The following is a 15,175-nucleotide window of genomic DNA, read 5'->3' as shown; positions in this document are numbered from 1 at the left end:
GCGCCCGGACGCAACCGATTTCAGTAGCGGCAGCGCAGCACGACCATGGTGTGCCCGCCGACCTCCAGCTGCCCGGACGCCTTGACGGTCTTCTTGCGGTGCGCCAGCAGCGGGTCGGCCGTGTCGATGACCGGTTCCCAGGTGCGGCCGTACTCGATCGGCGGCACCGTGAACTCCACCGGGTCCGGCAGCGGGTTGAACAGCACGAGGAACGACGAGTCCGTGATGGTCTCGCCGAGGGCGTCCTGCTCCGGGATGCCGTGGCCGTTGAGGTACACGGTCATCGTCATGCCGGACTGCTGCGTCCAGTCCTGCGGGGTCATCGGCTCGCCGTCGCGGCGCAGCCACGCGATGTCCGGCACCTTCGAGTCGCCGGCCGGCTGACCGGTGAAGAAGCGGCGCCGCCGGAAGATCGGGTGCTCGGCGCGCAGCTGCGTGAGCTTCTGGGTGAACAGCGTCAGCACGTCGTGGTGCCGGGCGTCCTCCCAGTCGATCCAGCTCAGCTCGCTGTCCTGGGCGTACACGTTGTTGTTGCCGTGCTGGGTGCGGCCCAGCTCGTCGCCGTGGGCGATCATCGGTACGCCCTGCGACAGCAGCAGCGTGGCGAGGAAGTTGCGTTTCTGCCGCTCGCGCAGCGCCGTGACCTCGGGGTCGTCGGTGGGTCCCTCGACGCCGCAGTTCCACGAACGGTTGTGGCTCTCGCCGTCGCGGTTCTCCTCGCCGTTGGCGTCGTTGTGCTTCTCGTTGTACGACACCAGGTCGGTCAGCGTGAACCCGTCGTGGGCGATGACGAAGTTGATGGACGCGATCGGCCGGCGCCCGTCGATCTCGTACAGGTCGGAGGAGCCGGTGAAGCGGGAGGCGAACTCGCCGAGGCTGGACGGCTCACCGCGCCAGAAGTCGCGGACGCTGTCGCGGTACTTGCCGTTCCACTCGGTCCACAGGGGCGGGAAGCCGCCGACCTGGTAGCCGCCGTCGCCGACGTCCCACGGCTCGGCGATGAGCTTGACCTGGCTCACCACCGGGTCCTGGTTGACCAGGTCGAAGAACGCGGCGAGCCGGTTGACCTCGTGGAACTCGCGGGCCAGCGCGGCGGCGAGGTCGAAGCGGAACCCGTCGACGTGCATCTCGGTGACCCAGTAGCGCAGCGAGTCCATGATCAGCCGCAGCGACTCGTGGTGGCGCACGTTGAGGCTGTTCCCGGTGCCGGTGGTGTCGTAGTAGTACTGCTTGTCCTCGTCGACGAGCCGGTAGTACGCCGGGTTGTCGATGCCCCGGAACGACAGCGTGGGCCCGAGGTGGTTGCCCTCGGCGGTGTGGTTGTAGACGACGTCCAGGATCACCTCGATGCCGGCCGCGTGCAGCGCCTTGACCATCGACTTGAACTCCTGGACCTGGTTGCCCCGGCCGCCGAAGGACGCGTAGTCGTTGTGCGGCGCGAAGAACCCGATCGTGTTGTAGCCCCAGTAGTTGCGCAGGCCGCGCTCGATGAGGCCGCTGTCGTGCACGAACTGGTGCACCGGCATGAGCTCGACCGCGGTGACGCCGAGCTCCTTGAAGTGCTTGATCATCGCGGGGTGGGCCAGGCCGGAGTAGGTGCCGCGGACGTCCTCGGGGATCTTCGGGTTGTTCGCAGTCATGCCCTTGACGTGCGCCTCGTAGATCACCGTCTGGTGCCACGGGATCCGCAGCGGCCGGTCGTTGGCCCAGTCGAAGTACGGGTTCACCACGACCGAACGCATCGCGTACGGGGCGGAGTCGGTCTCGTTGAGCCGCCCCGGATCGCCGAAGTGGTACGAGAACAGCGCGTTGTCCCACTCGTTGTGCCCGTCGATCGCCTTCGCGTACGGATCGAGCAGCAGCTTCGCGGGATTGCAGCGCAGCCCCCGCGACGGGTCGTACGGGCCGTGCACGCGGTAGCCGTACCGCTGGCCGGGCACGACGCGAGGCAGGTAGCCGTGCCACACCAGCGCCTCGCGCTCGGGCAGGTCGATCCGCGTCTCCTTGCCGTCGTCGTCGAACAGGCACAGCTCGACCCGCTCGGCGACCTCGGAGAACAGGGCGAAGTTGGTGCCGCCGCCGTCGTAGGTGGCGCCGAGCGGATACGGGTTGCCCGGCCAGATCTTCATGCGGTCGCTCCTCGGGGGTCGGCTTGCCGCTCGACTTCCCCGCGCGCCCGCCGCTCAACCCTCCGTGCCGGGTGAGCAGAAACGCAGCGGCGGGGCCGGGGGGGGGGGGCCCGGGCGCCCGGCCGGCGTGGGGGCCCCCCCCGGGCCCCCGCCGGCGGGGGCGGCGCCCCCCCCCCCCCCCCCGGCCGGATGTGGGACCCTCAGCGGCGCTCGGACCGCGGGTCGTCGACGTCGATCTGCTCCTTGCGGACCTCGCCGCTGACGGTCTCCTCGTCGCGGACGGTCTCCTTGCCGAGGCGTACGCGCTCCACGGGCACGGCCTCGGTCTGGACCACGGGCCGCTCGGCGTGCAACGTGACCTCGTGCTCGCTCTCCGTGATGTCGGGGCCGGAGAACGCCTCGCCGCGGTTCGCTTCGGTGACGGGCTCGCGCTCGAGGCGGACCTCCTCGCGGCTCACCGGCACGGTCACCTGCTCCTGCTCGGTGACGACGTACTTGCGCAGCCGGGCCCTGCCGACCTGCTCGCGCTGGGTGTCGGTGACCAGCCGCTCCTCCGAGCGCGTCATGGCATCCGTGGAGGTGTCCCCGCTGCGCGTCGTGGTCGCGTCCTCGTCCCGGTCGTAGCGGGCGGTGCCGCCGGCGAATCCCGGACGGTCCTCGTCGACGGTGCCCCCGGGGGAATCGAGGGTGCCGTCGGTGGACGAGAAACCGTAGTGGCGGTACAGCTCGTCCTCCTCCTGCGGGGTGAGCCGCCCGTCCGGGTCGATCCGCGGCGCGTCCTTGACCTGGTCCTTGGCGAACGGCACGGTGATGCGGTCGTCGCCGACCTCGGCGCGCTGCAGCGGAACGAACGACTGCTTCATGCCGAACAGGCCGGTCTTGACGGCAAGCCACTCGGGCTCGCCGCTCTGCTCGTCGAGGTAGATCTCGGCCGTCGAGCCGATCTTGCCGCCGTCGGTCTCGTACACGTCCATGCCGTAGAGCCGGGGGATGTCGTTGCGCGTGATCATGGGATCCGTCCTTCCGGGGGCTGGGGTACACCCCTTCAGTCCCCGGCCGTTTACGCGATAAACAAACCGATCACGACCGGGCTTCCGCCGCATCGTCGGCCGTCAATGGCGTGGCGAGCTGCTCCAGGCTCTGCCGCTCCGCCTTCACGCCCAGGACCGCCTCGACCAGCCCGGCGGCGATCATCAGCACGGCGCCGATGACGAACGCGAGCACGGTGTCGCCGACCTTGCCGGTGCCGACCAGCTCGGCGAAGAGCAGCGGGCCGCTGACGCCGCCGACCGCGGTGCCCACGGCGTAGAAGAACGCGATCGCCAGCGCGCGGGTCTCCATCGGGAAGATCTCGCTGACCGTCAGGTACGCCGAGCTGGCTCCCGCCGAGGCGAAGAACAGCACCACGCACCAGCAGGCGGTCATCGTGACGGCGCTGAGCCCGCCCGTGGAGAACAGCCAGGCGGTCACGAGCAGCAGCACGCCGGAGATCACGTACGTGCCGGTGATCATGATCTTGCGGCCGACCGAGTCGAAGAGCGGGGCCAGCACCAGCGGGCCGAGCAGGTTGCCCACGGCGATCACCGCGAAGTAGTAGCCCGTGCTGCCCGACGGCACGTCGAAGAAGGTCTGCAGGATCTGCGCGTACCCGAAGGTGACGGCGTTGTAGAGGAACGCCTGGCCGACGAAGAGGGCGAGGCCCAGCGCGGCCCGCTTCGGGTACCGCCGCACGAGCGTCCTCGCGATCTCCCCGAAGCCGATCGACCGCCGCTGGCGGATGGTGATGTACTGCCCGGCCGGCTCGAGGGTGACGCCGTCCTCGCGTTCGACGGTCTGCTCGACGTCGCGCACCAGCGTCTCGGCCTCGTCGCCGCGGCCGTGGATGAAGAGCCAGCGCGGGCTCTCCGGGACGTGCCGGCGCACCAGCAGGATCACCAGGCCGAGCACCACCCCGAGCCCGAACGCCGCCCGCCAGCCCCAGGACACCGGCAGCTGGGTCAGGATCGGCACCGTCACCAGCGCGCCCACCGCCGCGCCGGCCCAGAACGTGCCGTTGATGACGATGTCGATGCGGCCGCGGTGCCGGGCAGGGATCAGCTCGTCGATCGCGGAGTTGATCGCCGCGTACTCGCCGCCGATGCCGGCGCCGGTGATGAAGCGGAAGACGAAGAACCACCAGGGGTCGAAGCTCAGCGCGGTCATCGCCGTACCGAACAGGTAGACGCCGAGCGTCAGCATGAACAGCTTCCGGCGGCCGAACCGGTCGGTGAGCCAGCCGAAGAACAGCGCGCCGAAGCAGGCGCCGAGCACGTACGTCGCCGCGCCGAAACCGGTGACCTGGCTCTGCGTGATGTCGAGGCCGCTGCCGGGCTCCGCCAGCCGGCCGGACAGGTTGCCGACGATGGTGACCTCGAGCCCGTCCAGGATCCAGACGGTGCCGAGGCCGATGACGATCATCCAGTGCCAGCGGGCCCAGGGCAGCCGGTCGAGGCGGGCGGGCACGTTGGTGCGCACCGTACCGGCATCGTTCGTGGTCATGTGACGCAGCTACCCCGCCGATAACTGCATCATGCACGTCTCTCGGCGGTACAAATGAACCGATGCCCGAGCCCACCCCCCGCCGCCGCCTGCTCATCCTCGCGATCTGCTGTCTGAGCCTGTTCATCGTGGGCCTGGACGCCACCATCGTGAACATCGCGCTGCCCTCGCTGCGCGCCGACCTCGGCGCCTCGGTGTCCGGGCTGCAGTGGGTCATCGACGCGTACACGCTGGTGCTGGCCAGCCTGCTGGTGCTGGCCGGGTCCACCGCCGACCGGGTGGGCCGGCGACGTACCTTCCAGACCGGGCTGGCCCTGTTCACCGCCGGGTCGCTGCTGTGCAGCATCGCCCCGGACCTCGGCTGGCTCATCGCGTTCCGCACGGTGCAGGCGGTCGGCGGCTCGATGCTCAACCCGGTCGCGATGTCGATCATCACGAACACCTTCACCGAGCCGCGCGAGCGGGCCCGGGCGATCGGTGTGTGGGGCGGCGTGGTGGGGCTGAGCATGGCGCTCGGGCCGGTGCTGGGCGGCGCCCTGGTGGCCGGGCTGGGCTGGCGGTCGATCTTCTGGATCAACGTGCCGGTCGGGGTCGCCGCGTTCGTGCTGGCCGCGGTGTTCGTACCCGAGTCCCGCGCGGCCCGCCCGCGCCGCCTCGACCCGGTCGGCCAGCTCCTGGTCCTGCTCGTCCTGGCCACCGTCACCTTCGCGATCATCGAGGGCCCGGCGGCGGGGTGGGCCTCGCCGGGCATCGTCGGCTGCTTCGTCGCGGGAGCGGCCGCCCTGGCCGCGCTGATCCGGTACGAGAACCGGCGGCGCGATCCGCTGCTGGACCTGCGCGTGTTCCGTAGCGTCCCGTTCTCCGGCGCCACGCTGATCGCCGTCTGCGCGTTCGGCACGCTGGGCGGCTTCCTGTTCCTCAACTCGCTGTACCTGCAGGAGGTCCGCGGCCTGTCGGCGCTGCACGCGGGCCTCTACACGCTGCCGATGGCGCTGATGACCGCGGTCGTGGCGCCGCTGTCCGGGCGCATCGTCGGCGCCCGGGGCCCACGGCTGCCGCTGGTCCTGGCCGGCGCGGCGATCGCCGTGGCGATGCTGCCGCTGACCCTGCTCGCCCCGGACACGCCGGTCCGGCTGCTCTTCGCGAGCTACGCGGTGTTCGGGTTCGGCTTCGGCATGGTGAACGCGCCCATCACCAACACCGCCGTCTCCGGCCTCCCCCGCGCCCAGGCAGGGGTCGCGGCCGCGATCGCCTCGACCAGCCGGCAGGTCGGCTCGGCGCTCGGCGTGGCGGTCATCGGCGCCGTGGTCGTCTCCGGCCTCGGCGGGGCGGCCGCCGAGCGGCTGGCCGCGGCCTCGAGGTCGGGGTGGTGGATCATGGTGGGCTGCGGGCTCGTCATCCTGGTCCTCGGCGTCCTGACCACGGGCCGCCGGGCGCGCGCCACCGCCGAGCGTGCCGGTGCCGAGCTGCGCGAGGTTGTACCGGCATGAGCGACCTTCTCGACATCCGGCGCATCTACGTCGAGCCCGCGGCCGCCGAGCTTCCGCGCGGGCGGGAGATCCTGGCCCGCTTCCCGGACGCCGAGCGCGTCGAGGTGGAGAGCCACAGCCGCATCCCCGAGCTGTACGGCGACGAGACCAACGTCAACCGCTGGGTCCGGATCAAGCGCGAGGCCCTGGTGCTCGGCGTGAAGAAGTCGCTGACCGCCCGCCCCAACGGCCGCTCGGCGGACTTCATCGCGCCGTCCACGGCCAACGGATGCGCGATGGCCTGCGCGTACTGCTACGTGCCCCGGCGCAAGGGCTACTCGAACCCGATCACCGTGTTCGCCAACATCGACAAGATCCTCGGGTACGTGCAGCGCCACGCCGGCCGCCAGGGCGTGAAGCCGGAGCCGAACGAGTGCGACCCGAAGGCCTGGGTCTACGACATCGGCGAGAATTCCGACTGCTCGCTCGACGCCCGGATCAGCGACAACGTGCGTGACCTCGTCGAGCTGTTCCGCTGGCTCCCGAACGCCAAGGCCAGCTTCGCCACCAAACACGTGAACCGCGACCTGCTGGAGTGGGACCCCCAGGGGCGTACCAGGATCCGCTTCTCGCTGATGCCGCACCGCGACGCGAAGCTGCTCGACATCCGCACCAGCCCGATCGCCGAACGGATCGCCGCCATCGACGACTTCGTCGCGGCCGGGTACGAGGTGCACGTCAACTTCAGCCCGGTCGTGGTGCGCGACGGCTGGCTCGAGGACTGGGCCGCGATGCTGTCCGAGCTGGACGCCGGTATCGGCCCGGCGGCGAAGGCCCAGCTGGCGGCGGAGGTCATCTTCCTCACCCACAACCGCGACCTGCACGAGGTCAACCTGGGCTGGCACCCGAAGGCGGAGGAGCTGCTGTGGCGCCCCGACCTGCAACAGGTCAAGCGCTCGCAGAACGGCGCGCTGAACGTGCGGTACCGGACCGGCGAGAAGGGCCGGAATGTGGCGGCGCTCACCGAGGTGATCAACCGGGTGACGCCGTATTGTCGGATCCGCTATGCCTTCTGAGCTGATTCGCGCCTTCGACGAGGCGGCGGCCACGTACGACGCCGTCGACGTCGAGTTCTTCACGCCCATGGGCGCCGAGCTGGTCCGGCGCGCCGGCATCCGGCCCGGCGACCACGTCCTCGACGTGGGCTGCGGGCGTGGCGCGGTGCTCGTGCCGGCCGCGGCGGCCGCGGGGCCGGACGGGCGGGTCACCGGCATCGACCTCGCCCCGGCCATGGTGGAGCTGACCGCGCGGGAGCTGTCCGGGCTGACCACGGTCTCGCTCACCGTCGGCGACGCCCAGCGGCCCGAGTTCGCGCCGGGCTCCTTCGACGTGGTGACGGCCGGGCAGGTGCTGTTCTTCCTGCCCGATCCGCCGGCCGCGCTGCGGGCGTACCGGGAGCTGTTGCGGCCCGGCGGACGACTGGCCTTCAGCTCCTTCGCCGCGCACGACCCGCTGTACACCCGGGCCGTCAAGGCCGTGTCGCAGTTCGCGACCGGGCTGGTGAACCGGCAGCCGCCGGGCCTGTCCACGTTCCAGGACGAGAGGAGCATCCGGGCGGCGCTGGCCGAGGCCGGCTACGGGCCGGTCACCGTCACCGAGGGCGTCGTGGTGAGCCGGTTCCGCGACATCGGCCACTGGATGCGATGGGTCGCCTCGCACGCCGGCCGGCAGGTGCTCAACCACATTCCCCAGGAGGTGCTGCCGCGGGCCACCGCCGCCGCCGAAGCGGAGCTGGAGGGCTCCCGCGCCGACGACGGCGGCCTGCGCCTGACGACGACCGTGCGCTACACCGTGGCCGCCCGGGACGCATGACGCTGGTCGTCGTCAGCGGCGCCCCCGGCACGGGCAAGTCGACGCTGGCCCACGCGCTGGCCGCCACGATCGGCTGCCCGGCGGTCTGCCGCGACGAGATCCGCGTCGGGGTGGTGCACGCCGGGACGCCGGACGAGGATTACCTGCACACGCTCGGGACCTTCTTCGACGTGCTCGAGGTGCTGGCCCGCGGCGGGGTCACCGCCGTCGTGGAGGCGGCGTTCCAGGACCGGCTGTGGCGGCCCCGGCTCGAGCCGCTCGCGGCGCTGACGCCCCTGCGGGTCATCCGTTGCGCGCCGCCGCCCGAGGTGACCCGCGCAAGGATCGCCGCCCGGATGGCCGCCGACGCGGCCCACGACGACGCCGCCCTGCTCGCCCGGCCGCCGGCCTGGGAACCGATCACCCTGGACGTCCCCACGCTCGTCGTCGACACGACGGACGGCTACCGCCCGTCGCTCGCGGCGATCGCCGAGTTCGCCTTCGCGTAGGCCGCGAACGCCGCCTTCGGCTCCCACGTGCCGTCGTCGTCCACCCGCACCAGCCCGTACGACGCGGCGTCGAAGCGGCCCGGCAGGTTGTACGACGCGAACGTGCACCAGAAGGCGGTGTCCACGCCGTTGTCCTCGTACACGTCGAGCAGCTCGCGCAGGTAGCGGGCCTGTTCCTGCTCGTCGCGGACGACGTCGCCCTTCAGCGCCCGCGGTGTGGCGCCGTCCCAGTCCACGATGAACATGCCGCGCGCGCCGAGGTCCGCCGCGCCGCGGAAGGTGGTGCAGCCGAACTCGGTGATCGCCACCGGTTTGCCGTGCGTCCCGAGCGCCTGCACGGCGTACGGGTACACCTCGGCAACCTCCCGCGACCGGTACAGGTCCACGCCGACGAGGTCGAACGGCGCCCAGTCGACCTGCTCCGACGGCAGGGCCGCGTACGTGACCCGTCCCGCGAACCGCGCCCGGACGACCGCGGCCGCCTCGGCGAGGAACGCGTTGAGCCGTGGCCGGACGTCCTCCGTCCGCAGGCCGCCGCGCGCGAGCAGGGCCAGCCGTTCCTCCAGCGTCTCCCCCGGCAGGAAGCCCTTGGTGAACAGGGTCAGCTCGGCCCCGGTCACCATGACGACCTCGGCTCCCCCGGCGCGCAGCCGCTCGGCCCGCTCGGCGCAGTCACCCAGGAAGTCCAGCAGCTCGGCGGTGGTCAGGTCGCTGGTGAACGGCGAGAACCACACCTCCAGCCCGGCGTCGGCGGCGGCCCGGGCGGCGAACTCCAGGCGGTCGGGGTCGCCGCCGGTCACGCGTACGGCCGTGCAGCGCAGGTCCTCGCGGATCACCCGCAGGTCCCGGCGTACCGCCTCGTGGTCGTACGGCTCATGGGTGCTGGGCCCGGCGCCGTGCCGGAACCCGGTGTCGTAGGTGATGCCTCGTCGCGTCATGCGGTTAGGGTACTGCAAGTACCTTATCTATGATGGGCGGGTGCGACGACGACGAGGGGCGGTGCTCGAGGAGGCGATCCTCCGAGCCGCCGCGCAGGAGCTCACCGAGACCGGCTACCCGGGCTTCACGATGGACGCGGTGGCCAGGCGTGCGGGCACCAACAAGAACGCCATCTACCGCCGCTGGCCGAACCGAGCGGCGTTGGGGGTGGCGGCATACCGGCACCTCGCCGAGAGCGCGACGGTCGTACCGGACACCGGGTCGCTGCGCGAGGACGCCCTGGCCCTGCTGCGCGGCGCCAACCGGCACATGTCGTCGCCGCTGGGCGCGGTGATGCGCAGCCTGCTCGCCGGAACGGCCGACGACCCGGAACTGCTCGCGGCGATCCACGAACGGTCGGCCGACGCCGGCTCGCAGCTGTGGCTGTCCGTCGTGGAGCGAGCCGTCGCGCGCGGGGAGGCCCCGGCCGGGGCCCTGCACCCCCGCGTCGCGACGGCCGCGATCGTGCTGCTGCGCAACGAGTTCGTGACGCGGGGCGTGCCGACCGCCCCGGACGAGGTCCTCGTCGAGATCGTCGACGAGGTCTACCTCCCCCTCGTGCGCGGCCGCGGGCCTACCTCAGGTGCCGGCTGAAGAACCGGTTCCCGGAGTCGGCCTCCCAGGGCGGGACACCGGTGTGCCCGCCCAGGTTGGCGTGCAGCGTCTTCTCCTTCGAGCCGAAGGCGTCGTACAGGTCGAGGGCCATCTGCCGGTCGTTCCCCTCGTCGTCCCACTGCAAAAGAACCAGCAGCGGAATGGTGACCTGCCGGGCCTCCTCGACGATCGCGCGGGGGACGTAGCTCCCGGCGAACAGGACGGCGGCCGCGATGCGCGGCTCGGCCACCGCCAGCCGGACACCGATGGAGATGATCCCGCCGGAGTATCCGGCCGGGCTGCCGATCCCGGGCAGCGCGAGGACCGCGTCGAGCACGGCCCGCCATTCCGGGACCGCCCGCTCGACCAGCGGGAGCACGAGCCGGTCGACGACGTCGTCGCTGACCGGCTCGCCGGCCTGGACCGCCGCGCGCAGGTCGGCGCGGGCCTGTTCGGCGGCGGCGGACGGGGGCCGCTCGCCGCTGCCGGGCAGCTCGATGGTGACCGAGGCGAAGCCCTCCGCCGCGGAATGCCGGGCCCGGGCGGCCACCCGGGGGTACATCCGGTCCAGCCCGCCGGGGTGGCCGAGCAGGATCAGCGGGGCGGGTGCGGCGGCGGAGGCGGATCCGGGCGTCCACAGGATGCCGGGGATCTCGCCGAGGGTGAAGCGGCGCTCGAGGACACCGTCGTCGAGGCGTTGGTCAGCGGTGAATTCCATGGTCGTGCCTTTCGGGAGCGCTGGCGGAACGGCGCTCCCGGACGACGACCTATCGCCCGACCGTGACCCCTGAGGGGAGCACCCATGTCGAAACGTTCACGGGTACCACCTCCTCGGTCTCTCGCACGGCTGGCGAGAAGATATCACGGACGGCCGGTCAGGATCCGCGGCCCGGCGGCCGTCACGGCGACCGTGTGCTCCGAGTGCGCGGTACGGGACCCGTCGGCCGAGCGGATCGTCCAGCCGTCCTCGTCGTACCGGATCTTGTCGGTGGAGCGGCAGAGCCACGGCTCGATGGCGACCGTGAGACCGGGGTGCAGCGTCATGCCACGCCCGGGCCGCCCGCTGTTGGCGATGTGCGGGGCCTCGTGCATGGTGCGCCCGATGCCGTGACCACCGAACTCGGAGTTGACGCCGTACCCGTAGGACTGGGCGACGTCGCCGATCGCGGCGGAGATGTCGCCGAGCCGGCCGCCCGGCTGAGCGGCGGCGACGCCGGCGGCAAGGGCGACCTCGGTGGCCTCGATGAGCTTGAGGTCCTCCGGGTCGGGCGTACCGACGACGAAGGAGAGTGCGGAGTCCGCGTTCCAGCCGTCGATGCCCAGCGCCATGTCGATGCTGAGCAGGTCGCCGTCGCGCAGCACGTAGTCGTGGGGCAGGCCGTGCAGCACCGCGTCGTTGACCGACAGGCACAGCACGTTGCGGAACGGGCCGCGGCCGAACGAGGGGGCGTAGTCCCAGTAGCAGGACTCGGCGCCGCGCTCCTTGATCCGGCGGCGGGCGTGGTGCTCGATGTCGAGCAGGTTGACGCCGACCGCGGCGACCCCGCGCAGCTCGGCGAGCAGCTCGCCGACGAACTGGCCGGCCACCGCCATCCGGCCGATCTCCTCGCTGGACTTCAGCTCGATCACGACACTCGCTCCCTCGCCCCGTCCAACCACCCCGCCGCCACCCACAAACGGACTGAAGGCTCGACGGCTGGTATTTCTATACCGGTATTTTTATACCACGCCCTGCGGAGGGCTATTCTGCTGGCATGGTTCGCCAACCGCTCACCGCCGACCAGATCGCCGCGGGCCAGCGCCTCGGGGCCGCCCTCCGGGCCGCGCGCGGCGACCGGGGCCTCGTCGAGGTGGCGCTGGCGGCCGGCATCTCCCCCGAGACACTCCGCAAGATCGAGGCGGGCCGGCTGCCCGCCCCGGCGTTCGGCACCGTGGTCGGGCTCAGCCGGGCCCTCGGCGTGCCGCTGAGCGACCTGGCCGACGTGTGGGTGGCCGACACGCCCGTGCATCAAGCGTCCTAAGCGGGCGTGATCACGGTGCGGCGGTCGTCGGGCAGCCGGCGGGTGGCTCCCGTACGGTCGAGCAGCCCGAGCAGCGGCACCACGACCCGCCGGCTCGTATCCAGGGCCTGGCGCGCCTCGCTCAGCGTGAACGGCTGGGGCAGCCCCGCCAGCACCCGCACGGCCTGTTCCGGCGCTCCCGCGTGCAGCACGACGTTGTTCGCGAGCTGCACCACGAGGCCGGCCCGCACCGCCGCGCCGAGCTGCCGCGGCCCGAGGCCCAGCTCGGCCAGCCGGTAGGCCTCGGGCGCGGCGAACGGCCGGTCCGCGAGGTCGCCGAATGCCTTGTCCACGGCGGCGACCAGCTCGGCCGGCACGCTCGGACCACCGGCCGACACCCGCCCCGACCGGACCACCAGCGGCGGCGTCACCAGGGCCTCCACCAGGGACCGGTCGGGCAGGCCGAGCCGGTGCCGCAGGGCCTCGACGGGCATGCCGGGCTCGAGCGGGCGCTCCCGGGCGTGCCGGTCGACCTCCTCCGCGAGCCGGCCCCGCAGCTGCGCCCAGTGGTCCGGGTCCGCCAGCCACTCCCCCGCCACCGGATCACCGCCGGCCGGCACACCCATGCGTTCCAGCTCCGAGCGCCGGGCCAGCCGGCGTCGGCGCAGCTCACCGGCCAGGTCCGCGACGCCGTCCATCCCGGCCAGGGTGGCGGCGCGGGCGGCCGCCGCGCCCCGCCGGTTCAGGCCCGGGGGTACGACGTCCAGCACGGTCACCCCGCCCGCGACGTGATGCCGGCCGGGGTCGCGCAGCAGCGCCCGGTCCCCGATGCGCAGCGGCAGCGCCCGGCCGAGCCGCAGCCGCGCGGTGTCCGCCCCGAGGGGCCGTACCCGGACCGGCACCGCCGCCGAACCGGTGTGCAGGGTCAGAGTGGCGGGCAGGTCGGCGGCAGCGTCCCCGTGCACGCGGACGTCCACCAGCTCCGTGAAGTGGTACGCCCCCGGCGTGAGCAGCGCGGCCCCGCGGGTGACGGCGTCGCGTTCGACCCCGCGCAGGTTCACCGCCACCCGGGCCGGTCCCTCGGCCTCGGCGACCGCCTCCCCCAGGCTCTGCAGGCCGCGTACGCGCACCGTCCGCGCCGCACCGGTCAGCTCCAGCTCGTCGCCGGTCCGCAGCCGGCCGGCGCCGAGGGTGCCGGTGACGACCGTACCGGCGCCCTTGATGGTGAAGGCCCGGTCGATCCACAGCCGTACCGGTCCCTTGCCGGGCGCGGGCAGCCCCGCGACGAGCCGCCCGAGCGCGGCCCGCAGGTCGCCCATCCCGGCCCCGGTGACCGCGCTGACCGCCACGGTCTCCACCGCTCCCAGCGAGGTCGCGGCGATCTCCTCCTGGGCCAGCTCGGCCGCGGCGGCCGGGTCGGCGAGGTCGGCGCGGGTGACCACGAGCAGACCGTGCCGCACGCCCAGGGCGTCGAGCGCGGCCAGGTGCTCGGCGGACTGCGGCATCCAGCCCTCGTCCGCGGCGACGACGATCATGGCCGCGGGTACGGGCCCGACGCCGGCGAGCATGTTCGGCACGAACCGCTCGTGGCCGGGCACGTCGACGAACGCGACCGTGCCACCCGGGACGAGCGTGGTCCACGCGAACCCCAAGTCGATGGTCATGCCGCGGCGGCGCTCCTCGGCCCACCGGTCGGGTTCCATCCCGGTGAGGGCGCGGACCAGCGTGGACTTGCCGTGGTCGACGTGACCGGCGGTGGCGATGACGTGCACGCTCAGCGCATACCCACGGCGGCCACCGCTGCAACGACGTCCGCGTCACGTTCCGGGGCGATGCAGCGCAGATCCAGCAGGAGCCGGCCCCGGACGACCCTCCCGACGACGGGCGGGTCGCCCAGGCGCAGCGGTTCCGCCCACGCCTCCGGCAGCGCGACAGCCCACGACGGCAGTTCCAGTTCCGGCGCGCCACCCCCGCCGACCACCGCGACCGACGTCACGACCTCGGCCCCCGGCAGCCGCGCCGCGACGTCCTCGGTGCGCGACCGCAGGGCGCCGGGGTCGGCGCGCAACGCCTGCCAGGTGGGCGTCTCCGGGCCGGCGACGGTGGCCTGCAGGGCGGCGAGGGTCAGCTTGTCGACCCGCAGCGCCCGGGCGAGGGGATGCCGCCGGAGCCGCTCCACCAGCTCCGCGGTGCCGAGCAGCAGCCCGGCCTGCGGCCCGCCCAGCAGCTTGTCCCCGCTGGCGATGACCAGATCGGCGCCGGCCCGCAGCGTCGTGGCCGCGTCCGGCTCGTCCGGCAGCAGCGGGTCGGGCGCGAGCAGCCCCGACCCGATGTCCGCGACCACGGGTACGCCGAGCCCGCCCAGCCCGGCCACCTCGACGGCCCGGGTGAAGCCGCGCACGACGAAGTTCGACGGGTGCACCTTGAGGACGAAGCCGGTGTCGGGGCCCACCGCCTCGGCATAGTCGGCGTACGACGTGCGGTTGGTGGTGCCCACCTCGCGCAGCCGCGCCCCGGTCGACTCCAGCAGGTCGGGCAGGCGGAACCCGTCACCGATCTCGACCAGCTCCCCGCGGCTCACCACGATCTCCCGGCCGGCGGCGAGCGCGGTGGCGGCCAGCACGAGCGCGGCCGCCCCGTTGTTGACCACGTGGACGCCACCCGCGTCCGGCACGGCCGCAGCCAGCGCCGCGAGCGCGCCCCGGCCCCGCCGGGCCCGCCGGCCGGTCGCCAGGTCCAGCTCGACATCGGTGTGCCCGCTCGCCGCCGCCACCGCCGCCACCGCGGCCGCCGACAGCGCGGCCCGGCCCAGGTTGGTGTGCAGCACGACGCCGGTCGCGTTGAGGACCGGCCGCAGGCCGCCCGGGCTGCTCGGCAGAGCCTCCAGGGCGGCCGCGGCCACGTCGTCGGGGGCGATCTCCCCGGCGCGGGCGCGCTGCTGGGCGGCGACGACCGCGGCCTTGACCGGCCCGCGCCCGAGACGCGGGATGGCGGCGGCTATCCGGGGGTCGGCGAGCACGGCATCGGTACGCGGGATCCGGCGCCGCGGATCCACCGTGGTGTCACCCAACCCGCGCCTCCTCGCCGTGTCGCCGGTTTCACCGTAC

The 15,175-nt window shown here is 73.0% G+C and carries 14 protein-coding genes; 6 read left to right on the top strand and 8 right to left on the bottom strand.

All coding sequences use genetic code 11. From position 1 onward, the window contains the following. Positions 1-20: 20 nt before the first annotated feature. The 3 genes from glgX to IT780_RS00960 form a co-directional block, all read right to left on the bottom strand. The gene (gene glgX, locus IT780_RS00970; RefSeq protein ID WP_199509424.1) at positions 21-2,129 is read right to left on the bottom strand and encodes a glycogen debranching protein GlgX; all 2,109 of its coding nucleotides are present in this window, start codon (positions 2,127-2,129) and stop codon (positions 21-23) included. Positions 2,130-2,329: 200 nt separating this feature from the next. Next, positions 2,330-3,139, bottom strand: a complete 810-nt coding sequence (locus IT780_RS00965) for a DUF2382 domain-containing protein (protein ID WP_199509423.1) — start codon at positions 3,137-3,139, stop codon at positions 2,330-2,332. A 70-nt stretch (positions 3,140-3,209) separates the two neighbouring features. Next, complete coding sequence (locus IT780_RS00960; protein ID WP_199509422.1) at positions 3,210-4,667, bottom strand: MFS transporter; 1,458 nt, start codon at positions 4,665-4,667, stop codon at positions 3,210-3,212. 62 nt (positions 4,668-4,729) lie between these two features. On the opposite strand from IT780_RS00960, the gene IT780_RS00955 reads away from it, so the two are divergent. From IT780_RS00955 to IT780_RS00940, 4 genes are read left to right on the top strand one after another with little or no spacing between them, the layout of a single operon-like run. Then, on the top strand, positions 4,730-6,157 hold the full coding sequence (locus IT780_RS00955) for an MFS transporter (RefSeq protein WP_199509421.1): 1,428 nt from the start codon (positions 4,730-4,732) through the stop codon (positions 6,155-6,157). After that, positions 6,154-7,212, top strand: a complete 1,059-nt coding sequence (locus IT780_RS00950; protein ID WP_199509420.1) for a spore photoproduct lyase family protein — start codon at positions 6,154-6,156, stop codon at positions 7,210-7,212. Before IT780_RS00955 ends, IT780_RS00950 begins: the two co-directional genes overlap by 4 nt. After that, positions 7,202-8,008: a class I SAM-dependent methyltransferase gene (locus tag IT780_RS00945; RefSeq protein ID WP_199509419.1), complete on the top strand. Its 807-nt coding sequence runs from the start codon at positions 7,202-7,204 to the stop codon at positions 8,006-8,008. Before IT780_RS00950 ends, IT780_RS00945 begins: the two co-directional genes overlap by 11 nt. Further along, positions 8,005-8,496, top strand: a complete 492-nt coding sequence (locus IT780_RS00940; protein WP_199509418.1) for a P-loop nucleotide/nucleoside kinase family protein — start codon at positions 8,005-8,007, stop codon at positions 8,494-8,496. Before IT780_RS00945 ends, IT780_RS00940 begins: the two co-directional genes overlap by 4 nt. On the opposite strand, the gene IT780_RS00935 is transcribed toward IT780_RS00940, so the two are convergent. Next, complete coding sequence (locus IT780_RS00935) at positions 8,451-9,434, bottom strand: glycoside hydrolase family 113 protein (protein WP_199509417.1); 984 nt, start codon at positions 9,432-9,434, stop codon at positions 8,451-8,453. The genes IT780_RS00940 and IT780_RS00935 overlap by 46 nt on opposite strands. 40 nt (positions 9,435-9,474) lie before the next feature. On the opposite strand from IT780_RS00935, the gene IT780_RS00930 reads away from it, so the two are divergent. Further along, positions 9,475-10,068, top strand: coding sequence for a TetR/AcrR family transcriptional regulator (locus tag IT780_RS00930; RefSeq protein ID WP_307830984.1), 594 nt, complete (start codon positions 9,475-9,477; stop codon positions 10,066-10,068). Here the strand turns inward: IT780_RS00930 and IT780_RS00925 are convergent. Together IT780_RS00925 and map are read right to left on the bottom strand one after the other, a co-directional pair. Further along, a complete protein-coding gene (locus tag IT780_RS00925; RefSeq protein ID WP_199509415.1) occupies positions 10,049-10,786 on the bottom strand; it encodes a dienelactone hydrolase family protein in 738 nt (245 codons plus the stop codon). The genes IT780_RS00930 and IT780_RS00925 overlap by 20 nt on opposite strands. A 143-nt stretch (positions 10,787-10,929) precedes the next feature. Further along, the gene (gene map / locus IT780_RS00920) at positions 10,930-11,697 is read right to left on the bottom strand and encodes a type I methionyl aminopeptidase (protein WP_199509414.1); all 768 of its coding nucleotides are present in this window, start codon (positions 11,695-11,697) and stop codon (positions 10,930-10,932) included. 125 nt (positions 11,698-11,822) lie between these two features. On the opposite strand from map, the gene IT780_RS00915 reads away from it, so the two are divergent. Further along, entirely contained in the window at positions 11,823-12,089 is a 267-nt protein-coding gene (locus tag IT780_RS00915) for a helix-turn-helix domain-containing protein (RefSeq protein WP_199509413.1), read from the top strand. Here the strand turns inward: IT780_RS00915 and selB are convergent. Then, positions 12,086-13,840 carry a selenocysteine-specific translation elongation factor gene (gene selB, locus IT780_RS00910; RefSeq protein WP_199509412.1) on the bottom strand — a complete coding sequence of 585 codons (1,755 nt, stop codon included), beginning with the start codon at positions 13,838-13,840 and terminating at the stop codon, positions 12,086-12,088. The genes IT780_RS00915 and selB overlap by 4 nt on opposite strands. Before the next feature lie 2 nt (positions 13,841-13,842). Beyond that, a complete protein-coding gene (gene selA, locus IT780_RS00905; RefSeq protein ID WP_233412030.1) occupies positions 13,843-15,138 on the bottom strand; it encodes an L-seryl-tRNA(Sec) selenium transferase in 1,296 nt (431 codons plus the stop codon). Positions 15,139-15,175 lie beyond the last annotated feature (37 nt).

The organism is Nucisporomicrobium flavum (assembly GCF_016464385.1).
In the GTDB taxonomy this organism is placed as follows: domain Bacteria; phylum Actinomycetota; class Actinomycetes; order Mycobacteriales; family Micromonosporaceae; genus Actinoplanes; species Actinoplanes flavus_A.
Note: the sequence above shows the minus strand (reverse complement) of the source record. Positions and strands in the feature narration are given on the sequence as shown.